Raw genomic sequence first — 20,985 nt, 5'->3', positions numbered from 1 at the left:
GTGAGCGGCGGATCATGGAGGGAACCGACGATCCAGGGGGGAGGCAGACCATGCCGATGATGAACAGCGAGGCCCGCAAGCGGGCTGTCGAGCGGGAGCTGATGGCGGACCCTCGCGCCGACGCCCGCCGCCTCGCCGACGAGTGGGACCGGGAGGCCGACCACGAGGACGCCTGCGGCAACGGCTTCGCGGCCGTCATCCTGCACGCGCACGCCCGTGAGCTGCGCGCCGCCCTCGACGAGCCGGACCAGCCCGCTCAGCCGCTCAGCGCCTGACCGATCGCGGCCACCCCGTCCGCCACCTCCCCGAACGAGGTGGAGAGCGGCGAAAGCCCGATCCGCAGTCCGTCGGGCATGCGGAAGTCGGGGATGACGTCGCGCTCCCACAGGGACGCGGTCACCTCCCGCATCCGCGGATGGGCGATCGTGATGTGTCCGCCGCGGACGGCGGGGGCGCGCGGGGAGGCGACGCGGACGTCCGGCAGGTCGCGGTCGACCAGCGCGACGGCGTACTCGGTCAGCGCCACGGACTTCGCCCGGACCGCCTCGATGCCGGCCTCGGCGAGGAGCTCGACCATGTCCTCCAGGCCGAGCATCCCGACGATGGGCGGAGTCCCGCTGAGCAGTCGGCGAATCCCCCGCGCCGGCGCGTACGACGGTCCCATCGTGAACGAGTCCGCCGCACCCATCCAGCCCTGGACCGGCTGCGCGAAGGAGCCGTCCTCGAGGTGCCGGGAGGCGACGTACCCGAAGGCGGGTGAGCCGGGACCGCCGTTGAGGTACTTGTAGGTGCACCCGACCGCGACATCGACCTGCCATGCGTCGAGCTGCACCGGGACGGCGCCGCTGGAGTGACAGAGGTCGACGAGGATCCAGGCGCCCGCGTCGTGCGCGAGCCGGGCGAGCCCCTCGACATCGGCCAGGTAGCCCGACCGGTAGGCGACATGGCTGACCACGACGAGCGCGGTCTCGGGCCCGAGCACCGGCGCGAGATCCTCCGCGGTCACTCCGCCGTCCGGGTCGGCCTCGATCCAGCGGACCGTCAGTCCGCACTCGGCGGCGACCCCCTCGACGACATAGCGATCCGTCGGGAAGTTATCGCGGTCGACCACGATCTCCGAGCGACCGGGTCGGGCGGCCACGGCGGCCCGCGCCATCTTGTAGAGCAGGACCGTCGTCGAGTCGCCGACCGCCACCTGGCCGGGCGCGGCGCCGAGGACGACCTCGCCGAGGCGGTCGCCCAGCGTGAGCGGGAGGTCGTACCAGCGCTCGTCCCACCCGCGGATCAGCCGACCTCCCCACTCGTCCTCGACGAACGCGCGCACCCGCTGCGCGGTCGCCCGCAGCGGACGGCCCAGCGAGTTCCCGTCGAGATAGACGAGCGGGGTGTCGGCCCCGACGAAGCGCTCACGGAGCGGGGCGAGGGGGTCGCCGGCGTCCAGCGTCGCGGCATCGAGGGTCATCCGCGCAACCTACTCCGGCGGCGGCTCCGTGGCTCCCGCCGCCTCGTCGCGGTCGGCCCACTCGAGCAGCGGCGCGATGTCGAAGACGTGGTCGTCGATGTCGTGGTGGAGGTCGCCGAGCTCGGCGAAGCGCGCTGGCACCGTCCGGATCGTGAAGTCGCGCGGGTCCGCGTCGTCGATCTCGTCCCAGCGGATCGGCGTCGAGACGCGCGCATCCGGCAGGCCGCGCACGGAGTACGCCGCCGCGATGGTGTGATCGCGGGCGTTCTGGTTGTAGTCGACGAAGACCGCGGCCGGGTCGCGGTCCTTCTTCCACCAGGCCGTGGTGACCAGCTCCGGAGCGCGACGCTCCACCTCGCGGGCGAACCCGAGCGCGGCCCGTCGAACGCCCGCATGGTCGTGCTCGGGCCTGATCCGGACATAGACGTGCAGGCCCTTGCTGCCGCTGGTCTTCGGGTAGCCGACCGCGCCGAGCTCGTCGAGGACCTCGTGGGCGACGTGGGCGACGCGGCGGATGTCGTCGTACGACGCCGCCGGACCGGGGTCGAGGTCAATGCGCCACTCGTCGGGCGTCTCGGTGGCGCCGCGCCGGCTGTTCCAGGGATGGAACTCGACGGTGGACATCTGCACCGCCCAGATCACCGAGGCCAGCTCGGTGACGCAGAGCTCGTCGGCGGTGCGCTTCCAGCGCGGGAAGAAGAGCTGCACCGTCTCGACCCAGTCCGGTGCCCCGGCCGGCAGCCGCTTCTGGTGCACCTTGTCGCCGTCGAGGCCCTTCGGGAAGCGGTGCAGCATGCACGGGCGCTCCCACAGCGCGTTGACGATCCCCTCGCCGACGGCGAGGTAGTACTCGACGAGATCGAGCTTCGTCGCCCCGATCTCGGGGAAGTAGACGCGATCGGGGTTGCTCACCCGCACGACGCGGTTCTCGACCTCGATCTCCACCGCAGGGGACGCCATGGCGCGACAGTACCGAGGCCGGCGGACACCGGCACCGGGCTCGCCCGAACGGACTATTGCGGCCACTCGGAGCCGGGCCTAGCGTCGAGATGACCGTCGTCCCCGACCGCACTCGGGTCTCTCGCTCACGCGGCCATCTCTCCCTCCGCTCCCTGGAAGAAGGTCATGCCCATGCGTATGTGTCTGCGCGCGCTCGGGACCGCCCTCGCGGCCCTGTTCGCGCTCCTCCTCAGCACCGGGCCGGCACTCGCCGACAGCCCGCACTTCGTCAGCGCGTCGCTCAGCACGAGCGGCTTCGGCCTCACGGCCACGTTCAAGGAGGCCGGGCTCGGATCCGGCACCACCGTCACCATCACCCTCAACGCGTCGTACGACGCCGTGTTCCAGTGCATCAACGGCGGCAGGAAGAACCCCAGCGCCAGCAACAAGACCACGATCTCCGGCGACGCCACGGCATCGGGACAGTTCACCTCCGGCAAGAACGGCAACGTCAACGGCTCCCTGACCCTGTCCGCACCGTCGGCCGACAGCAACGGGTTCAGCTGCCCGAAGGGACAGACCGAGACGCTGACCCAGATCACCTGGTCCGATGTCTCCCTGGTGGACGCCACGAGCGGTGCGAGCGAGACCTTCCCCGGCACGTGGACGTTCGGGCAGGCGCTCTGATCCGACCCCGGCCGCCAGCCGGACCCAGCCGGCTGGCGCACGGATCGGTCCGTCAGCGCACGCGACCCAGCGCGACGAGGGCGAGCAGGATGCAGGCCAGACTCTCGCCGTCGGTGATCTCGCCGCGAGCGACCCGGGCGAGGAGCTCGTCGAGCGGAATCCGGTGCACGGCCCGGATCCCGTCCTCGAGCATGGCGTCGTCGCCGACGTAGGTCAGCCCCCGCGCGAGGTAGACGACCTCGGGCGCGTGCGCCACGCCGATGAGGGCGTTCATCCGCCCGATCTCCTGCCACTGCGCCGCCGCGAGCCCGGTCTCCTCACGAAGCTCCCGCTGTGCGGCCACCAGCGGGGCCTGACCGTCGGCTCCCCCGGCCGGCAGCTCCAAGGAGGCGCGATCGCCCGTCGTATAGCGGTCGATCTCGACCAGCACGACCTCGTCGTCGTCGGTGAGCGGGACGACGAACACGGCCGGCTGCCGCACCTCGACCACCCCGTAGATCCCGTCGCTGCCGTCGGGCCGGACCACCTCGTCCTCGCGGACCCGGATCCACGGGTTCTCGTAGGCGATCCGGGTCGAGCGACACTGCCACGGCTGCATCCGGCCAACCTAGACGACCCGGTCGCCGTAGCGTGGGCCCGTGGACTTCGACCAGCCGCCCGTCGTCCGGGTCACCGCCGAGGACCGGCTCGACCCCACCGCATGGCCGATGACGATCCCCGCCGTCGCGCAGGTGGTGCGGGAGGGCCTGGAGCTCGGGAAGGGAGTCACCTTCCTCGTCGGCGAGAACGGGTCCGGGAAGTCCACGCTCGTCGAGGCCGTCGCGGTGGCCTACGGGCTCTCGCCCGAGGGCGGCACGAACCAGGGCCGGCACACGACCAGGGAGTCGGAGTCCCCACTCCACCGCGCACTCAGGATCCAGCGGGGGCTGGGTTCCGGCCGATGGGGGTTCTTCCTGCGCGCGGAGACGATGCACGGCTGGTACAGCTTCCTGGAGAGCAATCCCGCCGACAACGACCGAGATCCGGTGTTCCACGAGATGAGTCACGGCGAGTCGTTCCTGGAGGTGCTGCGCACCCGGTTCGACTCCCCCGGGTTCTACTGTCTCGACGAGCCGGAGGCGGCGCTGTCGTTCTCGTCGTCGCTCGGGCTGATCTCGGTGCTGGACCGGGTGGTCCGGGAGGGCGGCCAGGTGCTGTGCGCGACGCACTCCCCCGTGCTCGCGGCGATGCCCGGCGCCACGATCCTCGAGGTCGGCGACTGGGGCCTTCGTCGTACGACGTGGGAGGAGCTGGAGCTCGTCCAGCACTGGCGCCGCTATCTCGACGACCCGCAGCGCTACCTGCGCCACGTGCTGGACTGAGCTGTCACACGGGCAGGGGTCTGGAGCGTCAGGTGGGTGTGAAGGCAGACCGGCAGGCCGAGGAGTTCGCGGCGTTCGTGCGCGAGACCGGCACCCATCTCCACCATGCGGCGATGCTGCTGACCGGTGACCACCACCTCGCGGAGGACCTGACCCAGGCGACGTACGCCAAGGTGTTCGTGCACTGGCGTCGGGTCCAGTCCGCGGAGAGCCCGGCCGCCTACGCACGGACGATGCTGCTCAACACCTTCCTGTCGCACCGCCGGCTGCGGCGCACCGGCGAACGGCCCCGGGACCTCACCGAGGCGGACATCGGCCCGCCGCTCGCCGTACCCGACCCGGACCTGCGGGTCGACCTGCTGGCGGCTCTGGCCGGCCTCGCCCCGCTCGACCGCGCCGTGGTGGTCCTGCGCTACTGGGAGGACCACAGCGTCGCCGAGACCGCCGCCCACCTCGGGATCAGCGAGTCGGCGGTGCGCACCCGCGCCCGCCGCGCCCTGCAGCGGCTGCGCCCCCTGATCGACCCGATCTCCGAGAGGACCCACCCATGACCGACCTCGACTTCCTCGACCCGCTGGTGGGACCTGCCCTTCGTGAGCGGCTGAGCGACGAGCGCCCCGACCTCGAGCACCTCGCCGCCTCCTCCCTCGCCTCCGGCCGGGCGCTGCGCCGCCGGCGACTCGCCGTCTCCGGAGCCGTCCTCGGCGTGGCCACGGCCACCGCGGTCGCGGTGGCGGCCGGCCTGCTGTCCGGTGGCGGTACGGCGGCCCGCGACCGCTCGGTCGCCACCGCCCCGACCACGGCTCCGGCCGCCGCGCTGCGGGTCGGGCAGGTCCTCGATCTCGGCAACGGCCTGACCGCGACGATCCGCACCGACACGACCGGGCTGTACGAGCTGGGCTCGAGCACCCTGCCCGGCGCCGGCACCGGCTTCGTCGCCCTCGTCTCCGGTCCCACCGACCAGATCGAGACCTGGTGGTCCGGGGGCTTCGGCACCCTGACCGAGGACTGGCCCGGCATCACGGTGGCGGTCAGCATGGCCGATGCGGACGCCCTCGGGATGCTCGGCAAGGTCGACCAGGCGCCGGTCACAGCCCCCGCCGGGTGGACCTGCGAGTGGTTCCTCGTCGATGACAAGGCCTCCTGCACCTCCACCGACGGGGGCGTGGCCGGCCTCGTGATCCGCGACGCCGCCGAGCGCGACGCGTGGCTGTCCTCGGCCGACAAGGGTGCCGACCCGGGCGTCTACACGACCGAGGCGCGCGACGGGATCTTCATCAGCGTCCAGGGCGGCCAGGGCACCACGAGCGCCGAGATCAAGGCGCTCGGGGAGGGCCTGGTCTGGGTCGACTGACCACCCTGGCGTTTCGGGCTGGTGCCAGGTGGCAGCATTCCCCCGTGCGTCGGATCTCCCTGCCCTTCCTGATGGTCGCGATCGCGATCTGCGCTGGGTGCGACAGCGGCTCGTCGAGCGAGTCCGTGGCCTGGCAGCACAGCGAGGACCCGGTCACCACCGCGGGGATCGCCTTCGCGGTCGGCTCGGTGGCCCATCTGCCCGACGACGAGATCGACGTGGGCGTGCCGATAGCGACGATCGTCGTCGCCGGTGACGGCGTCTACTTCACCGAGGACGAGGATCCCGACGACGACACGCTGCCGACCAGCGGCGAGCAGGAGCTGCTGTTCGCCGGGCGCGACGGCGACGTCGTACGGACGGGGGTCGAGGTGCTCGTCGGCACGACCCGCGCCTCGCCCGATGGACGCTATCTCGCCGCGCTCGACATGGAGAGCGGCGAGGAGGACGCGTTCGGGACCCCGCAGGCCGCGTTGGTGGTCTGGGACCTGGCCGAGGGCAAGGAGATCATCAGGTCGACCGACGCCACCGGCGACCCCGCCGAGGACGACTTCGCCGACCTCTACCCCGAGCTCGAGATGCAGATCAGCACGATCACCGACGACGGCCTGACGCTCAGGGCCGCCGGGATCTGGACCTACGACTTCGCCACCGGGAAGGCACAGGAGATCGGGATCGGTGACCTTCCTCCGCGGCCGACCTCCTCCCTGGTCAACCCGGACAGCCCGTGGCGCATCGACCACGAGGGCACGGGGCAACTCCTCCTCGGTCCCGACGGAGCGCAGGTCGCGCCGCAGGCTGACAGCACCCGGTTGGAGCTTCGAGCCTGGCTCGACCAAGACACGGCATACGGCCTGCTGCGCGGAGCGCAGACCGAGGTCATGACATGCGACGTGCCCTCCGGCCGTTGCGAGGCTCTCGCCGGCACTGCCGGCGAGCGCGTCGTCCTTCCCAACGGGCTGCCCATATCCGGGTTCGATCTCAGGCCGCCGCAGCAGTGACGGACCCCGAGCTCACCTACCAGGCGCTCGTCTCCGGCAACCCCAGCGGACTCCGCGGCGACGCCGAGACCCTGATGAGCGTCAGCGCCAAGCTGAACGACGCCCGCACCGGCATCGAGACCGCCGCGGGCGTGCCGGTGTGGGTGGGCGGCGCCGCCAACGCCTACACGATGCGCGCCTCGAGCCTCGTCTACGGCGTCTCCGTCGTACGCGAGGCGGTGGTGCGTGCTCAGGGCGCGCTCCTCACCGCGGAGGCCGCCTACCTGGACCTGGAGTCGCAGGCCATCACCATCATCGGCAAGTGGCGCCAGCGGGACACCGCGATGCCGGCCCTGCTCACCCAGCTCTACGCCTACCTCGTCCAGGGCGCCCTCCTGGCCGTCGGACGCAGCTACAACCGACAGCTCGCCGCGATCGCAGCCGCCCTGAAGGGCGAGCCGGTCGACACCTCCGAGCTCGACGAGGAGACCCGCGCCTGGGTCGAAAAGGGAGCGGCACGGACCGAGGGCTGGGCGGGCGGCGGGCTCGGGCCGATGATCCCCAATATCGCCGCCAACGGCGACGACCGAGGTCTCATCCCCCAGGGGCTCGGCTACGATCCGGAGACCCGGAGCCTGCTGCAGACCTACTATCCCGAAGCAGGTGGCGACTCGGTGCTGTCGGTCGTCGACGAGGTGACCGGCAACGAGCAGACCGAGGTCAAGCTCGGCGGGTTCGGCGAAGAGGTCGACAAACCCAACCATCACGCCGGCGGCGTCGCCGTCGACGGCGACAGCGTCTACGTCACCGACAACGGCAAGGTCTTCGAGTACTCGCTGAAGGACATCCAGGCCGCCGTCCCCGGCACCACGGTGCAGCAGACGAGGCCACCCACCTTCGTCGACGCCCACTCATACTCGGCGGTCCACGACGGGACCCTCTATGTCGGCGACCACTACCAGAACGTCATGTACGCCTACCAGAAGGACGCCACCGGAACGTGGCAGCAGGTGCGCGCGCCGGACGGCGCTCCCCTCACGATCCCCACCCCGGACCGCGTACAGGGGGTCCTGGTGAGGGACGGCGAGTTCGTCTTCAGCACCTCCTTCGGACGCACCAACGAGAGCGCCGTGGTCGTCCAGGACCGGGACACCGGCGAACGGTCCGACGAGTACCCGTTCCCGAACATGGCCGAAGGCATTGTCGAGGTCGATGGCCAGGTCTACGTCACCTACGAGTCCGGCGCCGCCAAGTACGACCACGTCAACTCCAAGACCCCGTGGTGGCCCTTCGACGAAGAGGACAACCCCGACGACCTCTGGGCGATGCGCTACCTGACGGCCACGCCGCTCGGCGAGCTCGGGCTGGAGTCCGAGGTGGAGGTCGAGCCCGCCACCCTACGCAGCGCGTCGAGCGACCTCGACGACGCCGCCTTCGTCGTGAACAAGCAGCACACCGAGATCTCCGACGTCGACGTCGCGGCCACCGACTTCGGAATGGTCCCAGCAGCCGCCGCCCTCGCGAAGGCGATCGACACCCTGGTCACGGAGGCGGCTGCGCAGCTCAAGCTCGGCGGCCTGGCCGTCGCCGACCTCGCCGACGGACTGTGGAACAGCGGCAAGGACTACGACGTGACCGACCTGGCGGTGCAGGCGGCGTTCGACAGCCTCCGCAGCACTGCGTAGTTCATTGCCCGTCAGCGCCAGCCCAGCTCCGGCGCCACGTGGGTGAGGATCGTCTCGATCACGTGGGCGTTGTAGTCGACGCCGAGCTGGTTGGGGACGGTGAGCAGCAGCGTGTCCGCCTCGGCGATCGCCTCGTCCTCGCGCAACTGCTCGACCAGCTGGTCGGGCTCGGCGGCGTACGAGCGGCCGAAGATCGCGCGCATGTTGTCGATCTGGCCGACCTGGTCGTCCTCGGGGCGGCCGCCGAAGTACATCCGGTCCTCGTCCGAGACCAGCGGGAAGATCGAGCGGCTCACCGAGACGCGGGCCTCGCCCTGGTGTCCCGCCTCGGCCCAGGCGTCGCGGAAGACCCGGATCTGCTCGGCCTGCTGGACGTGGAACGGCTGGCCGCTCTCGTCCTCCTTGAGGGTGGAGCTCATCAGGTTCATGCCGACCTCGGCGGCCCAGCGGGCGGTGCCGTTGGACGCAGCGCCCCACCAGATCCGCTCGCGCAGACCCTCGGAGTGCGGCTCCAGACGCAGCAGGCCCGGCGGGTTGGCGAACATCGGGCGCGGGTTCGGCTGCGCGAACCCCTCACCCTTGAGCGCCTCGAGGAACACCTGGGTGTGCCGGCGCGCCATGTCGGCCTCGGTCTCGCCCTCGGCGGGGGCGTACCCGAAGTACCGCCAGCCGTCGATCACCTGCTCCGGTGACCCGCGGGAGATGCCGAGCTGCAGTCGCCCGCCGGAGATCAGGTCGGCGGCGCTGGCGTCCTCGACCATGTACAGGGGGTTCTCGTAGCGCATGTCGATGACACCGGTGCCGATCTCGATCCGGCTGGTGCGCGCGCCGATCGCCGCGAGCAGCGGGAACGGGCTGGCGAGCTGGCGGGCGAAGTGGTGCACCCGGAAGTACGCGCCGTCCGCACCGAGCTCCTCGGCCGCGACGGCGAGGTCGATGGACTGCAGCAGCGTGTCGGAGGCCGAGCGCGTCTGCGAGTGCGGGCCGGGCGTCCAGTGACCGAAGGAGAGGAAGCCGATCTTCTTCATGATGGTTGAACCGTCAACTTGTTGCGTTCATTCCTTGCGGAGCAGCGCCAGGAACATCGCGTCCGTGCCGTGCCGGTGCGGCCAGAGCTGGACCGTGCCGGGCAGCGGCCCCTCGGCATCGGGTACGGCGGGCAGGTGCGCGCCCACGTCGTCGAGCCGCACCTCCGGGTGGTCCGCGAGGGTTGCGGCCACGACGCTGGCGGTCTCGGCCAGCACGGGCGAGCAGGTCGCATAGAGCAGCGCTCCGCCGGGACGCAGCACCCGGACCGCCTCGGTCAGCAGGGCCCGCTGCAGCGTCACGAGCTCGGTCACGTCTCCGGGCCGACGGCGCCAGCGGGCCTCGGGCCGCCGGCGCAGCGCACCGAGGCCGGTGCACGGGGCGTCGAGCAGGATCCGGTCGGCGCTGGCGTCGGCGAAGGGCGCCCGGGTGGCGTCGGCCTGCACCACACCGGCCAGTCCGCTGCCGGCGGCGGCGCCCGCACGGGCCACCAGGCGGGCGCGGTGGTGGTGCAGCTCCACGCCGGTCAGCGCGGCACCCCGCGAGGAAGCCAGCGCGGCCAGCAGGGACGCCTTGCCGCCGGGGCCGGCGCACAGGTCGACCCACCGCTCGTCGCGGCCCTCGACCGGAGCAGTCGCCAGCGCGAGCGCGACCAGCTGCGAGCCCTCGTCTTGGACGCCGGCCCTGCCCTCGGCGACCGCGACGATGCCGGCCGGGTCGCCGCCGTCGAGCACGACGCCGTAGGGCGAGTACGGGGTCGGCGTGCCGGGGAGCTCGTCGCGCGCGGACAGGCCCGGCCGGGCCACCAGCGTGACCCGCGGCGCGTCGTTGTCGGCTGCCAGCAGCGCCGGGAGCTCCTCGGCGCGCCCGCCCAGCGCGCGCCGGAGCTCGTCGACCACCCAGGCCGGGTGGCTGTGGGCGACGGCGAGGTCGTCGCCTGCGACCTGCGAGAGCCACGCGGCCAGGTCCTGCGAGGCGACCTTGCGCAGCACGGCGTTGCTGAAGCCCGCGGCGCCCTGGTTGACCTGCTCGCGGACCAGCGTGACGGTGGTGTCGATCGCGGCATGGGTCGGGACCCGCATCGCGAGCAGCTGGTGCGCACCGAGGCGCAGGGCGTCGAGCACCTTCGCCTCGACCTTGCGCAGCGGCCGGTCGATGCACGCGGCGAGCACGGCGTCGTACGTCCCCTGCCTCCGGATCGTCCCCGAGGCCAGCTCGGTGACGAAGGCCGCGTCACGCCCGGTCAGCCCGTGCCGCGCGAGCGTGGCCGGCAGCAGCAGGTTGGTGTAGCCGTCATCTACCCGGACCGCCTTCAGCACCTCGAAGGCGGCCAGCCGGGCCGGGTCGACCGCCCGCCGCCTCTGCCTACTCAAAGCTCGCGGTCTCGGGGAGTCGTACGCCGCGGGCCCAGTCGGCAGCGGCCATCTGCCTCTTCCCGAACGCCTTGACGTCCGTGAGCCGGACCGGGTCGGTGGCGGTGCCGACGAGGACGGCGCTCTTGCCGACCTCGATGGCGCCCGGGGGCAACGACGGCCCACCGCCGACGATCTCCACCCGGTCGAGCTTGACCCGCTCGCCGTCGAGTGTGGTCCAGGCGCCGGGCCCCGGGGTGCAGGCGCGGATCCGGCGGTCGACGCCGACGGCGGGCTCCGTCCAGTCGACGCGGGCGTCGTCGACGGTGATCTTCGGCGCCAGGCTGACGCCCTCGTCGGGCTGCTCGCGCGCCTCGACCGCGCCGGTGGCGATGCCGTCCAGGGTGGCGACGAGCAGGCTCGCACCGCCCTCGGCGAGGCGGCCGAGCAGGTCGCCGGCGGTGTCGGTGGGCCGGATCCGCTCGGTCATCACGCCGAAGACCGGACCGGCGTCGAGTGCCTCGACGATGCGGAACGTGGTGGCGCCGGTGTATTCGTCGCCGGCCCAGATCGAGTGCTGGACCGGCGCGGCGCCGCGCCAGGACGGCAGCACGGAGAAGTGCAGGTTGACCCAGCCGTGGCGCGGGATGTCGAGCGCGCTGCGTGGCAGGAGGGCGCCGTAGGCCACCACCGGGCAGCAGTCCGGCTCCCACGCCCTCAGCTGGTCCTGGAACTCGGGGTCGCGGGGATGTGCGGGCTTGAGGACGGGTACGCCGAGCTCTTGGGCGCGCTGCGCGACGGGACTCGGCGTCAGCCTCCGCCCGCGGCCGGCGGGCGCGTCGGGACGGGTCACGACGCCGACCAGCTCGTGCGGCGACGCGGCGATGGCGTCGAGTGCGGGTACGGCGACCTCCGGGGTCCCCGCGAACACCAGCCGCAGCGGCGTCATCGGCCGAAGCCGCCGGTCGCGTGGGGCGAGAGCTTGATCGTCGGCTTCTCCAGGCCGAACCACTCCGACTCGCGGATCTCTCGCATCGCCGCCTTGCGTGCGGCCTGGTCGAGCCGGTCGATGAACAGGATCCCGTCGAGATGGTCGGTCTCGTGCTGGATCGCCCGCGCCAGCAGGTCGGATCCCTCGACGGTCACCGGGTCGCCGTGCATGGTGAACCCGCTCGCCACGACCGACAGCGCGCGCAGGCAGTCGTAGGTCAGCTCGGGCAGGGACAGGCAGCCCTCGGGCCCGTCCTGGGTCTCGTCGGACAGACGCAGCTCGGGGTTGACGAGGTGTCCGACCTCGCCGTCGACGTACCACGTGAAGACCCGCAGGCCGACCCCGATCTGAGGTGCGGCCAGACCGGCGCCGGGTGCGTCGAGCATGGTGTCGGTCAGGTCGGTGACCAGTTGGCGCAGCTCGGCGTCGAAGTGGACGACCTCGATCGCGGGCTTGCGCAGGACGGGGTCGCCGAAGAGTCGGATGGGTCGGATGGCCACTGATTCAGCCTATCGACCACGCCCGCCCGCGCGTCGAGCGCCCGCGCCGCCGACGCGGGGCCGTCCCTCACAGCTCCCAGGGGTCGACCTGGATGCGGACCGGATCCATCTTGCGTGCCGAGCGCAGCCGCTGCACCTCCCCGAGCGCGCGGGCCAGGGAGACGCCGTCGGCGCGCGGGACACGCAGCACGATCCGCTCGACGTCGGCGTCGCGGGTGGGGACCGGGCCGAGGACCTCCGCGCTCGGCGGGAGCTCGAGCAGCGCCCGCAGGTCGTCGAGGGCGCCCGGCGGACCGGTCACGGTGGCGATCCGGGCGGCCGGCGGCAGATGCGCCTCGCGCCGCTCCTCGGCCTCGCGGACGGCGAAGCCGGCCATGTCCCAGCGCACCAGCGCCCGCAGCGCGGGGTGGGCGGGATCACCCACGGCCAGCGCCCGGCCGCCCGGGCCCAGCAGGCCGACCGCGTTGCACCAGCGGCGCAGGGCCTCCTCCGGCGCGCGCATGCTGTCGCGGCCCAGGGCCCACCAGGTGTCGAGAAGGACCACGACGGCGTACCCGCCGTCGGCGACGGGCTCGGCCCCCGGGGTCGCGACCACGATCCGGGGCTCCGGGCCGACCCCGGCCCGGACCTGGTCGCCGGAGGACGACACGACGGCGACCTTCGCGAAGCTGCGACCGAGCTCGTCCGCGGTGCGGGCATCACCGACCACCGGGGCGCGCAGACCGGAGGCACCGCACTCCGCGCAGGACCAGCCGGGCGCCTCGGTCGCGCACCAGCGACAGCGCGGCGCAGTGGTCGGGCCGGTCAGCTCGAGCGGACCGGAGCAGGCCTTGCACCGCGCCGGGGTCCGGCACCGCTCGCACGCCAGCCTCAGGGCGTAGCCGGCCCGCGGGGTCTGCACCAGGACCGGTCCGCGCTCGAGCCCCCAGCGCAGGGCGTCGTGGGCCTCCTTCGGCACTCGCGCCGCGTTAGCGGTGGGATCGCGCTCGAGGGCGACGTCGCTGGCGCCGCTCACCCCGATCAGGGCTCGCTCCCGGACGGTCGCGCGAGGCAGCGCGATCTCCTTGGCCCAGCCCGTGTGGAGGAGGTGCTGCGCCTCGACGGTGCGGGCGAACCCGCCGACCAGGGCGGCGGTGCGCTCCTGTTCCGCGCGCAGGAGCAGCACCTCGCGCACGTGCGGGTAGGGCGCGCGCGGCTCGGCGTGCAGGTCGTCGCCGTCGTCCCACACCACGACGAGGCCGAGGTCGCGCACGGGCGCGAACGCCGCGGAGCGGGTGCCGACCACGATCCTGCGTCGACCCCGGCTGACGGCGAGGAACTCGCGGTAGCGGGCGGCCGGTCCGGGGTCGGCGCGCAGCGCGACATGATGTCCCGCGCCGAGGAGCGCGGTGAGGGCGGCGTCGACCCGGGCGACATCGCGGTGGTCGGGCAGGCACAGGATGCTCCCCCGTCCGGCAGCCAGCGCGGCGCCGGCCAGGTGGGCGAGCAGGGCAGGCCAGTCCTCGCCCGGGCCGGCGGACCACACCGCGCGGGGCGGGTGACCGTCGCGCAGGTGGGCGAGGAAGGGCGCCGCGGCGGGGTAGTCGGCCCAGGCCCGCTCCGCGTCGACGCCGTCGTAGGTCAGCGGCGGCTCGGCCGGGGTCGGCTCCTTCTCGGTCGTGGCGTGCCGCGGCGGCACGGCGAGCCGGCGTACGTCGGCGCTCACGCCGGCGTAGCGCTCGGCCACCCGGTCGCAGAGGGTCGCCACGGCGGCGCTGAGCACCGGCTCCGGGCTGACCAGCCGCTTGAGCGGTGTGAGACGCCCGTCGTGGTCGGAGGCCGCGCCGCGCGCGACCACGAAGCCGTCGGCGTCCTGCCCCGCGAAGCGGACCTTGACCCGGGCGCCGGGAACGGCGCCGTCGGCCATGGCGGCGGGCACGGCGTAGTCGAAGACCCGGTCGAGGTGGGCCAGCGGGAGGTCGAGCACCACCCGGGCCACCGGGTCGACCTCGGCGATCTCGGCCTCGGCCGCCTTGCGCGCCCGCGTGGCGGCCGCCTTGGCCCGACCCTCGGCGACCCGGTCCCGGACGAGGCCGGGCAGCTCCAGGGCCGGCTCGTCGGGGGTGGGGGTCATGGCCGAAGTTCTACCAGCGGCGTCCGACCCATCGTCGACCCGGCGCGAACTAGCTCCGAGAACGCGACGACCCGGCGCAAAATGACCTCTCGCGAGGTCAGTCTGCGCCGGGTCGGCGTTGATCCCGGGTCAGTTTGCGCCGGGTGACGAGAATCAGATGCCGACGGCGGCCTTGAGGGCGTCCGCGCGGTCGGTCCGCTCCCAGGTGAACTCGGGCAGCTCGCGGCCGAAGTGGCCGTAGGCGGCCGTCTTGGCGTAGATCGGGCGGCGCAGGTCGAGGTCGCGCAGGATCGCGGCGGGACGCAGGTCGAAGACCTCGAGCACCGCCTCCTGGATCCTCTCGTCCGGGACGACGCCGGTGCCGAAGGTCTCGACGAAGACGCCGACCGGCTTGGCGACGCCGATCGCGTAGGCGACCTGGACCTCGGCACGCCGGGCGAGGCCCGCGGCGACGATGTTCTTGGCGACCCAGCGCATGGCGTAGGCGGCCGAGCGGTCGACCTTGGACGGGTCCTTGCCGGAGAACGCGCCGCCACCGTGGCGCGCCATGCCGCCGTAGGTGTCGACGATGATCTTGCGGCCGGTCAGGCCGGCGTCGCCCATCGGGCCGCCGACGACGAACTTGCCGGTCGGGTTGATGTGCAGCTTGTAGCCGTCGAACGGGACGCTGGTCTTGAACTGCTCGAGCACCGGCTCGATGACCTTCGCCTTGATGTCGGCGGCGATCTGCTCCTGGCTGACGTCCTCGGAGTGCTGCGTGGAGAGCACGACGGTGTCCACGCGCACGGCGCGGTCGTCCTCGTCGTACTCGATGGTGACCTGGGTCTTGCCGTCAGGACGCAGGTAGGAGAGCGTGCCGTCCTTGCGCACCTCGGTGAGCTTCTCCGCGAGGGTCTGCGCGATCTTGATCGGCAGCGGGAAGAGCTCCGGGGTGTCGTCGCAGGCGTAGCCGAACATCAGGCCCTGGTCGCCGGCGCCCTGCTTGTCGAGCTCGTCCGAGGAGCCGCCGAGGCGGACGTCCTCGGCGGTGTCGACGCCCTGGGCGATGTCCGGGGACTGGGCGCCGATGGCGACCTGCACGCCACAGGAGTTGCCGTCGAAGCCCTTGTCGGAGGAGTCGTAGCCGATCTCGAGGATCTTCTCGCGCACCAGCTGGGCGACCGGGGCGTAGGCCTCGGTGGTCACCTCGCCGGCAACCACGACCAGCCCGGTGGTGAGCAGGGTCTCGACGGCGACCCGGCTCTTGGGGTCGTGCTCGAGCAGGTAGTCGAGCACGGTGTCGCTGATCTGGTCGGCGATCTTGTCCGGGTGACCCTCGGTCACCGACTCCGACGTGAACAGACGTCCGGTCATGGTGGTGGGAACTCCTGTATGGGGGGCTGATGGGCGCTTCATTGGTGGTGGTCCAACGATACGGACCGGGTGAGGTGATGCTTGGTCGTCTCAGGAAAGCCGGGCGACGACCTGGTCCCAGATCTGGTGGGCGAGAGCCGATTTCGTGCCGTGAGGTACGTCGACCGCGGACCCGTCGGCGCCGAGGATCACGGCCTCGTTGTCCGTGCTCCCGAAGACCGCTCCCCCGCTGACGTCGTTGACGACGAGCAGGTCGCAGCCCTTGCGGGCGAGCTTGGCGCGGGCCAGGTCGAGCACTCCGCCGGTGGCATCGCCCGTCTCGGCCGCGAATCCGACGATCACGGCCCCGGGGCGGGCCCGGTGGGTCGAGATCTCCTTGAGGATGTCGGGATTCTGTCGCAGCGTGATCGTCGGAGCCGATCCGTCGTCGGCCTTCTTGATCTTCACGTCCGACAGCGCGGTGGGGCGGAAGTCGGCCGGGGCGGCTGCCATGACGACCGCGTCGGCGCCGGCCGTCGCGGACAGCACCGCGTCGCGCAGCTCGGCGGTGGACTCGACCCGCACGACCTTCACCCCGGCGGGATCGCGCAGGTCGACGTTGGCGGCGACGAGGGTGACCTCGGCCCCCCGGGCCACCGCGGCCCGGGCCAGGGCGTAGCCCTGCCGGCCGGAGGACCGGTTGCCGAGGAAGCGCACCGGGTCGAGCCGCTCGCGGGTGCCGCCGGCGGAGACGACGACGTGACGTCCCGCCAGGTCGAGAGCGGCGGACTGGCCGCCCTGTGCGCGGGCGAGCACGTCGCGGGCGACCTCGAAGATCTCCTCGGGGTCGGGCAGCCGGCCCTTGCCCGTGTCGGCGCCGGTGAGCCGGCCCTCGGCGGGCTCGATCACGAGCACGCCGCGCGAGCGCAGCGTCGCCACGTTGGCCGCGGTGGCCGGGTGCTCCCACATCTCGGTGTGCATGGCGGGAGCCAGCACGACCGGGCACCGCGCGGTGAGCAGGGTGTTGGTGAGCAGGTCGTCGGCGAGGCCGTGGGCGGCCTTGGCCAGCAGGTCGGCGGTCGCCGGCGCGACCACGACCAGGTCGGCGCTCTGGCCGAGCCGGACGTGGGGCACCTCGTGGACGCCGTCCCAGACCTCGGCGGACACCGGCTTGCCCGACAGCGCCGCCCACGTGGGGGCGCCGACGAACTCCAGTGCCGCCGCGGTCGGGACGACCGTCACGTCGTGGCCGGACTCGGTGAGCCGGCGCAGCAGCTCGCACGCCTTGTAGGCGGCGATGCCGCCCGAGACGCCCAGCACCACGCGGGGTCGGTCGTCCGGCCCGGACCGCGTCATCGAGAGGTCAGATCACTCGGTGTCGGCGACCGCGGACTCGGCGGCAGCCGCAGCGGCCGCGGCCTCGGCGGCGAGCTCGGCCGGGTCGATGTCCTCGCAGGTCAGCAGGTCCTCGTTGATCTCGCGCAGCGCGATCGAGAGCGGCTTCTCCTGGACGTGGGTCTCCACGAGCGGGCCGACGTACTCGAGCAGGCCCTCGCCGAGCTGCGAGTAGTAGGCGTTGATCTGCCGCGCGCGCTTGGCGCTGTAGAGCACCAGCTTGTACTTGCTGTCGGTCTTGGACAGCAGGTCGTCGATGGGAGGGTTGGTGACACCCTCGGCGGCGATGTTCGGGGCAGACACGTGAAGAGGCCTCACAGAAGATGGGCGGGATCGACCGGTCGGTCGATCAATGGTGATCAACCATCAAGGCTACCAAGTCCTCGACAGCAGCGTGAACTTCGCGGTTGACGATGGTCACGTCGAACTCCGCCTCCGCGGCCAGCTCCTCGCGCGCGGTGGTCAGCCGGCGCTCGCGCTCCTCCTCGTCCTCGGTCCCGCGGCCGACGAGCCGGCGGACCAGCTCCTCCCACGACGGGGGCTTGAGGAAGACGAAGACGGCCTCGGGCATCGACTCGCGGACCTGCCGTGCGCCCTGGAGGTCGATCTCGAGCAGCGCGGGCCGGCCGGCCGCCAGCGCGGCCTCGACGGGACCGCGGGGAGTGCCGTAGCGGTTGACGCCGTGCACGACGGCCCACTCGAGCATCTGCCCCTCGGCGACCATGCGGTCGAACTCGTCGGCGCTCACGAAGTGGTAGTGGACGCCGTCCACCTCGCCCGGCCGCGGCCGGCGGGTGGTGGCCGAGACCGAGAGGAAGATCTCGGGGTGCTGCTCGCGCATGGCGGCAGCGACCGTGCCCTTGCCGACCGCGGTGGGTCCGGCGAGGACGAAGAGCTTCGCCGTCACAGGTGGCTCATGCCTCGGGGGCGAACTCGCGCTCGAGGGCGGCGACCTGCTTGGCGCCGAGGCCGCGCACGCGGCGGGACTCGGCGATCCCGAGCCGCTCCATGACCTGGCGGGCCCGCACCTTGCCGAGCCCGGGCACCGACTGGAGCAGGTCGAGGACCTTCATCTTGCCGATGACCTCGTTGACCTGGCCCTGCTGGAGCACCTCGCTGATGGAGGCGCCGGAGTTCTTGAGCCGGTTCTTGACCTCGGCTCGCTCCCGGCGGGCGGCTGCGGCCTTCTCGAGGGCTGCCTGGCGCTGTTCGGGGGTCAGAGGGGGCAGAGCCACGGGTGAGGTGTCCTTCGGTCAAGGGTCAGCGAGCGGGCGGGCCGCGCCCGTCAATCTAGTCATGGCCCCGCCCGGCGGGCAATGCGGGTCCCGTTGGCGGCGCGCCCGCGGCTACATGCTGAGCGGCGTCTTGCAGACGTCGCGCGCCTGCTGGTCGACGTGGGACAGCGCGGTCGAGGTCTCCGGGGAGCCGAGACGCACGGCGGCGGTCTCGATCGCCTTCCGGTCGGCGGCGGGCACGTCGGCGGGCGGATCGTCGAAGCTGTACGCCGACGCGTCCACGCCGGCTGCGTCGAGGGCCTCCTCGAGCGCGGTGATCCGCTCGATGACGAGCCGCCAGTCGCCCGCGATGTCCTCGGGCGACTCCTCGGCCAGCGCCTCGAAGCTCGGCAGCGCCCGGAGCAGGCCGGTGGTCGGACCCGCGCCCAGGGCGGCGCCGATGTCCTCGCGATGCTCGGCGACCGCGGCGCAGTAGTCGGCGAACGGGTCGTCCGTCCCCCGCTGCAGCCAGAGGCCGGCCGCCAGCACCGCACCGGCGAGCAGCACCAGCGCCAGCAGGCTGCGACGCACGGTCAGCCCCGCAGCTCGCGCAGCTCGTCGTTGGTGCGCAGCACGGCCGCGCGCATCGCCGCCGGGTCGGGGCCGAGCCGCAGAACGCCGCGGGAGGAGCTGGCGAGGACGTTGCGGGCGCTGGCCCCGAAGATGCGGCGCAGGTCGGCCGTGGTGCCGCCCTGCTCGCCGTACCCGGGCGCGAGGATGGGGCCGTTGAACGCCAGATCGAGGCCGCGGTCGTCGGCCAACGTGGCGCCGACGACGGCACCGAACGAGCCGAGCGGCTCCGCGTCGGCGTTGAGGCGGCGCAGGTGGTCGAGCATCGTGCCCGAGACGGTGCGGCCCCCCGGTCCGTCCGTCACCGCCTCCTGCACCTCGGGGCCCTCCTTGTTGGAGGTCGCGGCCAGCACGAACAGGCCGGCGTCGTGCTTGACCGCGGTGTCGACGAAGGGCTGCAGCGATCCGAACCCGAGGAACGGGCTGACCGTGACCGCGTCGGAGGCCAGCGGCGAGGCGGGGTCGAGGTAGGCGTCGGCGTACGCCTGCGAGGTGGAGCCGATGTCGCCGCGCTTGATGTCGAGCAGGACCAGCGCGCCTGCCGCACGGGATTCGGCGATCACCCGCTCGAGCACGGCGACGCCGCGGCTGCCGAAGCGCTCGTAGAAGGCCGACTGCGGCTTCACGACGCTGCAGTGGGGCGCCACGGCCTCGACGGTGCCGAGGGCGAACCGCTCGAGACCGGCGACGTCGTCGTCGAAGCCCCAGTCGCGCAGCAGGCTGGCGTGCGGGTCGATCCCCACGCAGAAGGGGCCGCGGGCGGCGACGGCGGCGTGCAGCCGCTTGCCAAAGCTCATCAGGGGATCTTCCTCAGGGCGTCGGGGCCGAGGTCGGCCAGCGTGGGATAGCCGTCGACCGCCATGATCAGGTCGGCCTCGGCCTGCAGGGAGCGCACGAGGTGGACGGCGCCGGGCACGCCGCCGAGGGCGAGCGCGTAGGCGTACGGGCGGCCGATCGCTACGGCGTCGGCGCCGAGCGCGAGCGCCTTGATCACGTCGGCTCCGGTGCGGACACCGGAGTCGAACACGATCGGCGCCCGGCCGTCGACCGCTGTCACGACGTCCGGCAGCCAGTCGAGGGCCGCTCCCCCGCCGTTGGCCTGGCGCCCGCCGTGGTTGGAGCAGTAGATCCCGTCCACGCCCTCGTCGAGCGCGCGGCGGGCGTCGTCGGGATGGCAGATGCCCTTGAGCACGATCGGCAGGTCGGTCAACGACCGCAGCCAGGGCAGGTCGTCCCAGGTCAGCGGGTGGCCGAAGGTGCCGACCCAGGTCATCACGACCGTGCCGGGATCGGGGTCGGGCCCGGTCATCTCACCGAACACCGGGTCGGAGGTGTAGTTGGCCAGCGCCTTGCCCCGCAGCTGCGGGAAGTTCCCGCTCGCGAGGTCCCGCGGTCGCCAGCCGGGCAGCCAGGTGTCGAGGGTGACGACGATGGCCTCGTAGCCGGCCTTCTCGGCGCGCCGGACCAGGCTGGCGGCGAGGTCGCGGTTCTTCGGCGTGTAGAGCTGGAACCACTTCCCGGCGTCGCCGGCGGCGGCGGCGACGTCCTCGAGGGGGTCGCTCATCAGCGTCGAGCCGATGAGAGGTACGCCGGTCGCGGCGGCCACCTCGGCGGCGTGGACGTCGCCGTGCTGGTCGGGCGTGCAGATGCCGATGACGCCGACGGGCGCCAGCAGCAGCGGGCTCTCCAGGCGCCGGCCGAACAGCTCGACCGACAGGTCCCGCTCGGCCGAGGCCCGCAGCATCCGCGGGATCAGCGCATAGCGCTGGAAGGCCGCGACATTGGCGCGCTGGGTCGCCTCGTCACCCGCTCCCCCGGCGACGTACGTGCGCAGCTCCGGCGGAAGCGCCGCGACGGCACGGGCCTCCAGATCGGCGTAGTCGAACGGGTGCGCGGGGAGCACGCCGCCGAGCGCCCCGAGGTAGAGCTCGATCTGGTAGTCACCGAAGGCCACCGGACACTCC

The 20,985-nt window shown here is 72.7% G+C and carries 23 protein-coding genes; 7 read left to right on the top strand and 16 right to left on the bottom strand.

Annotated features, from left to right (window positions below):
* The first annotated feature begins 50 nt into the window (after positions 1 to 50).
* Complete coding sequence (locus FHP29_RS11715; RefSeq protein WP_139623036.1) at positions 51 to 275, top strand: hypothetical protein; 225 nt, start codon at positions 51 to 53, stop codon at positions 273 to 275.
* On the opposite strand, the gene FHP29_RS11710 is transcribed toward FHP29_RS11715, so the two are convergent.
* Both FHP29_RS11710 and ligD read right to left on the bottom strand, forming a co-directional pair.
* Positions 257 to 1,462, bottom strand: a complete 1,206-nt coding sequence (locus FHP29_RS11710; RefSeq protein WP_139623035.1) for a kynureninase — start codon at positions 1,460 to 1,462, stop codon at positions 257 to 259. The two genes, FHP29_RS11715 and FHP29_RS11710, sit on opposite strands and share 19 nt — an antisense overlap.
* Before the next feature lie 9 nt (positions 1,463 to 1,471).
* Positions 1,472 to 2,422, bottom strand: coding sequence for a non-homologous end-joining DNA ligase (gene ligD / locus FHP29_RS11705; protein WP_139623034.1), 951 nt, complete (start codon positions 2,420 to 2,422; stop codon positions 1,472 to 1,474).
* 165 nt (positions 2,423 to 2,587) lie between these two features.
* Between ligD and FHP29_RS11700 the strand changes: the two genes are divergently transcribed.
* Entirely contained in the window at positions 2,588 to 3,088 is a 501-nt protein-coding gene (locus FHP29_RS11700; protein WP_139623033.1) for a hypothetical protein, read from the top strand.
* A 52-nt stretch (positions 3,089 to 3,140) separates the two neighbouring features.
* Here the strand turns inward: FHP29_RS11700 and FHP29_RS11695 are convergent, their stop codons facing one another.
* Positions 3,141 to 3,686, bottom strand: coding sequence for an NUDIX domain-containing protein (locus FHP29_RS11695; RefSeq protein ID WP_139623032.1), 546 nt, complete (start codon positions 3,684 to 3,686; stop codon positions 3,141 to 3,143).
* A 40-nt stretch (positions 3,687 to 3,726) separates the two neighbouring features.
* Between FHP29_RS11695 and FHP29_RS11690 the strand changes: the two genes are divergently transcribed.
* The 5 genes from FHP29_RS11690 to FHP29_RS11670 are packed head-to-tail and all read left to right on the top strand — an operon-like array spanning position 3,727 to position 8,468.
* A complete protein-coding gene (locus tag FHP29_RS11690; protein WP_240044456.1) occupies positions 3,727 to 4,449 on the top strand; it encodes an AAA family ATPase in 723 nt (240 codons plus the stop codon).
* A gap of 32 nt (positions 4,450 to 4,481) precedes the next feature.
* The gene (locus FHP29_RS11685) at positions 4,482 to 5,000 is read left to right on the top strand and encodes a SigE family RNA polymerase sigma factor (RefSeq protein ID WP_240044455.1); all 519 of its coding nucleotides are present in this window, start codon (positions 4,482 to 4,484) and stop codon (positions 4,998 to 5,000) included.
* Positions 4,997 to 5,803, top strand: coding sequence for a hypothetical protein (locus FHP29_RS11680; protein WP_139623031.1), 807 nt, complete (start codon positions 4,997 to 4,999; stop codon positions 5,801 to 5,803). The genes FHP29_RS11685 and FHP29_RS11680 overlap by 4 nt, the downstream gene beginning before the upstream one ends.
* A 44-nt stretch (positions 5,804 to 5,847) precedes the next feature.
* Positions 5,848 to 6,804: a hypothetical protein gene (locus FHP29_RS11675; protein WP_139623030.1), complete on the top strand. Its 957-nt coding sequence runs from the start codon at positions 5,848 to 5,850 to the stop codon at positions 6,802 to 6,804.
* The gene (locus FHP29_RS11670; protein WP_139623029.1) at positions 6,801 to 8,468 is read left to right on the top strand and encodes a hypothetical protein; all 1,668 of its coding nucleotides are present in this window, start codon (positions 6,801 to 6,803) and stop codon (positions 8,466 to 8,468) included. Before FHP29_RS11675 ends, FHP29_RS11670 begins: the two co-directional genes overlap by 4 nt.
* A gap of 11 nt (positions 8,469 to 8,479) precedes the next feature.
* On the opposite strand, the gene FHP29_RS11665 is transcribed toward FHP29_RS11670, so the two are convergent.
* From FHP29_RS11665 to FHP29_RS11605, 13 genes are all read right to left on the bottom strand, one after another.
* Positions 8,480 to 9,496 carry an LLM class flavin-dependent oxidoreductase gene (locus tag FHP29_RS11665; protein WP_139623028.1) on the bottom strand — a complete coding sequence of 339 codons (1,017 nt, stop codon included), beginning with the start codon at positions 9,494 to 9,496 and terminating at the stop codon, positions 8,480 to 8,482.
* A 27-nt stretch (positions 9,497 to 9,523) separates the two neighbouring features.
* On the bottom strand, positions 9,524 to 10,867 hold the full coding sequence (locus tag FHP29_RS11660; protein WP_205014045.1) for an RsmB/NOP family class I SAM-dependent RNA methyltransferase: 1,344 nt from the start codon (positions 10,865 to 10,867) through the stop codon (positions 9,524 to 9,526).
* The gene (gene fmt / locus FHP29_RS11655; protein ID WP_139623322.1) at positions 10,860 to 11,786 is read right to left on the bottom strand and encodes a methionyl-tRNA formyltransferase; all 927 of its coding nucleotides are present in this window, start codon (positions 11,784 to 11,786) and stop codon (positions 10,860 to 10,862) included. The genes FHP29_RS11660 and fmt overlap by 8 nt, the downstream gene beginning before the upstream one ends.
* Before the next feature lie 5 nt (positions 11,787 to 11,791).
* Complete coding sequence (def, locus tag FHP29_RS11650; RefSeq protein ID WP_139623027.1) at positions 11,792 to 12,337, bottom strand: peptide deformylase; 546 nt, start codon at positions 12,335 to 12,337, stop codon at positions 11,792 to 11,794.
* A 67-nt stretch (positions 12,338 to 12,404) separates the two neighbouring features.
* On the bottom strand, positions 12,405 to 14,450 hold the full coding sequence (locus FHP29_RS23120; RefSeq protein ID WP_139623026.1) for a primosomal protein N': 2,046 nt from the start codon (positions 14,448 to 14,450) through the stop codon (positions 12,405 to 12,407).
* Positions 14,451 to 14,603: 153 nt separating this feature from the next.
* Positions 14,604 to 15,803, bottom strand: a complete 1,200-nt coding sequence (gene metK / locus FHP29_RS11640; RefSeq protein WP_139623025.1) for a methionine adenosyltransferase — start codon at positions 15,801 to 15,803, stop codon at positions 14,604 to 14,606.
* A gap of 90 nt (positions 15,804 to 15,893) precedes the next feature.
* Positions 15,894 to 17,138: a bifunctional phosphopantothenoylcysteine decarboxylase/phosphopantothenate--cysteine ligase CoaBC gene (coaBC, locus tag FHP29_RS11635; RefSeq protein WP_139623024.1), complete on the bottom strand. Its 1,245-nt coding sequence runs from the start codon at positions 17,136 to 17,138 to the stop codon at positions 15,894 to 15,896.
* Positions 17,139 to 17,150: 12 nt separating this feature from the next.
* Entirely contained in the window at positions 17,151 to 17,480 is a 330-nt protein-coding gene (rpoZ, locus tag FHP29_RS11630; RefSeq protein ID WP_139623023.1) for a DNA-directed RNA polymerase subunit omega, read from the bottom strand.
* Between the two features lie 46 nt (positions 17,481 to 17,526).
* The gene (gene gmk / locus FHP29_RS11625; protein WP_139623022.1) at positions 17,527 to 18,084 is read right to left on the bottom strand and encodes a guanylate kinase; all 558 of its coding nucleotides are present in this window, start codon (positions 18,082 to 18,084) and stop codon (positions 17,527 to 17,529) included.
* Positions 18,085 to 18,091: 7 nt separating this feature from the next.
* Positions 18,092 to 18,412, bottom strand: a complete 321-nt coding sequence (mihF, locus tag FHP29_RS11620; RefSeq protein ID WP_139623021.1) for an integration host factor, actinobacterial type — start codon at positions 18,410 to 18,412, stop codon at positions 18,092 to 18,094.
* A gap of 111 nt (positions 18,413 to 18,523) precedes the next feature.
* Complete coding sequence (locus FHP29_RS11615; RefSeq protein ID WP_139623020.1) at positions 18,524 to 18,982, bottom strand: hypothetical protein; 459 nt, start codon at positions 18,980 to 18,982, stop codon at positions 18,524 to 18,526.
* Positions 18,983 to 18,984: 2 nt separating this feature from the next.
* Positions 18,985 to 19,818, bottom strand: a complete 834-nt coding sequence (gene pyrF, locus FHP29_RS11610) for an orotidine-5'-phosphate decarboxylase (protein ID WP_139623019.1) — start codon at positions 19,816 to 19,818, stop codon at positions 18,985 to 18,987.
* A complete protein-coding gene (locus FHP29_RS11605) occupies positions 19,818 to 20,975 on the bottom strand; it encodes an alpha-hydroxy-acid oxidizing protein (RefSeq protein WP_139623018.1) in 1,158 nt (385 codons plus the stop codon). The genes pyrF and FHP29_RS11605 overlap by 1 nt, the downstream gene beginning before the upstream one ends.
* Positions 20,976 to 20,985: the final 10 nt, after the last annotated feature.

The organism is Nocardioides albidus (assembly GCF_006335005.1).
Classification (GTDB): domain Bacteria; phylum Actinomycetota; class Actinomycetes; order Propionibacteriales; family Nocardioidaceae; genus Nocardioides; species Nocardioides albidus.
This window is presented reverse-complemented; position numbering and strand designations above follow the sequence as displayed.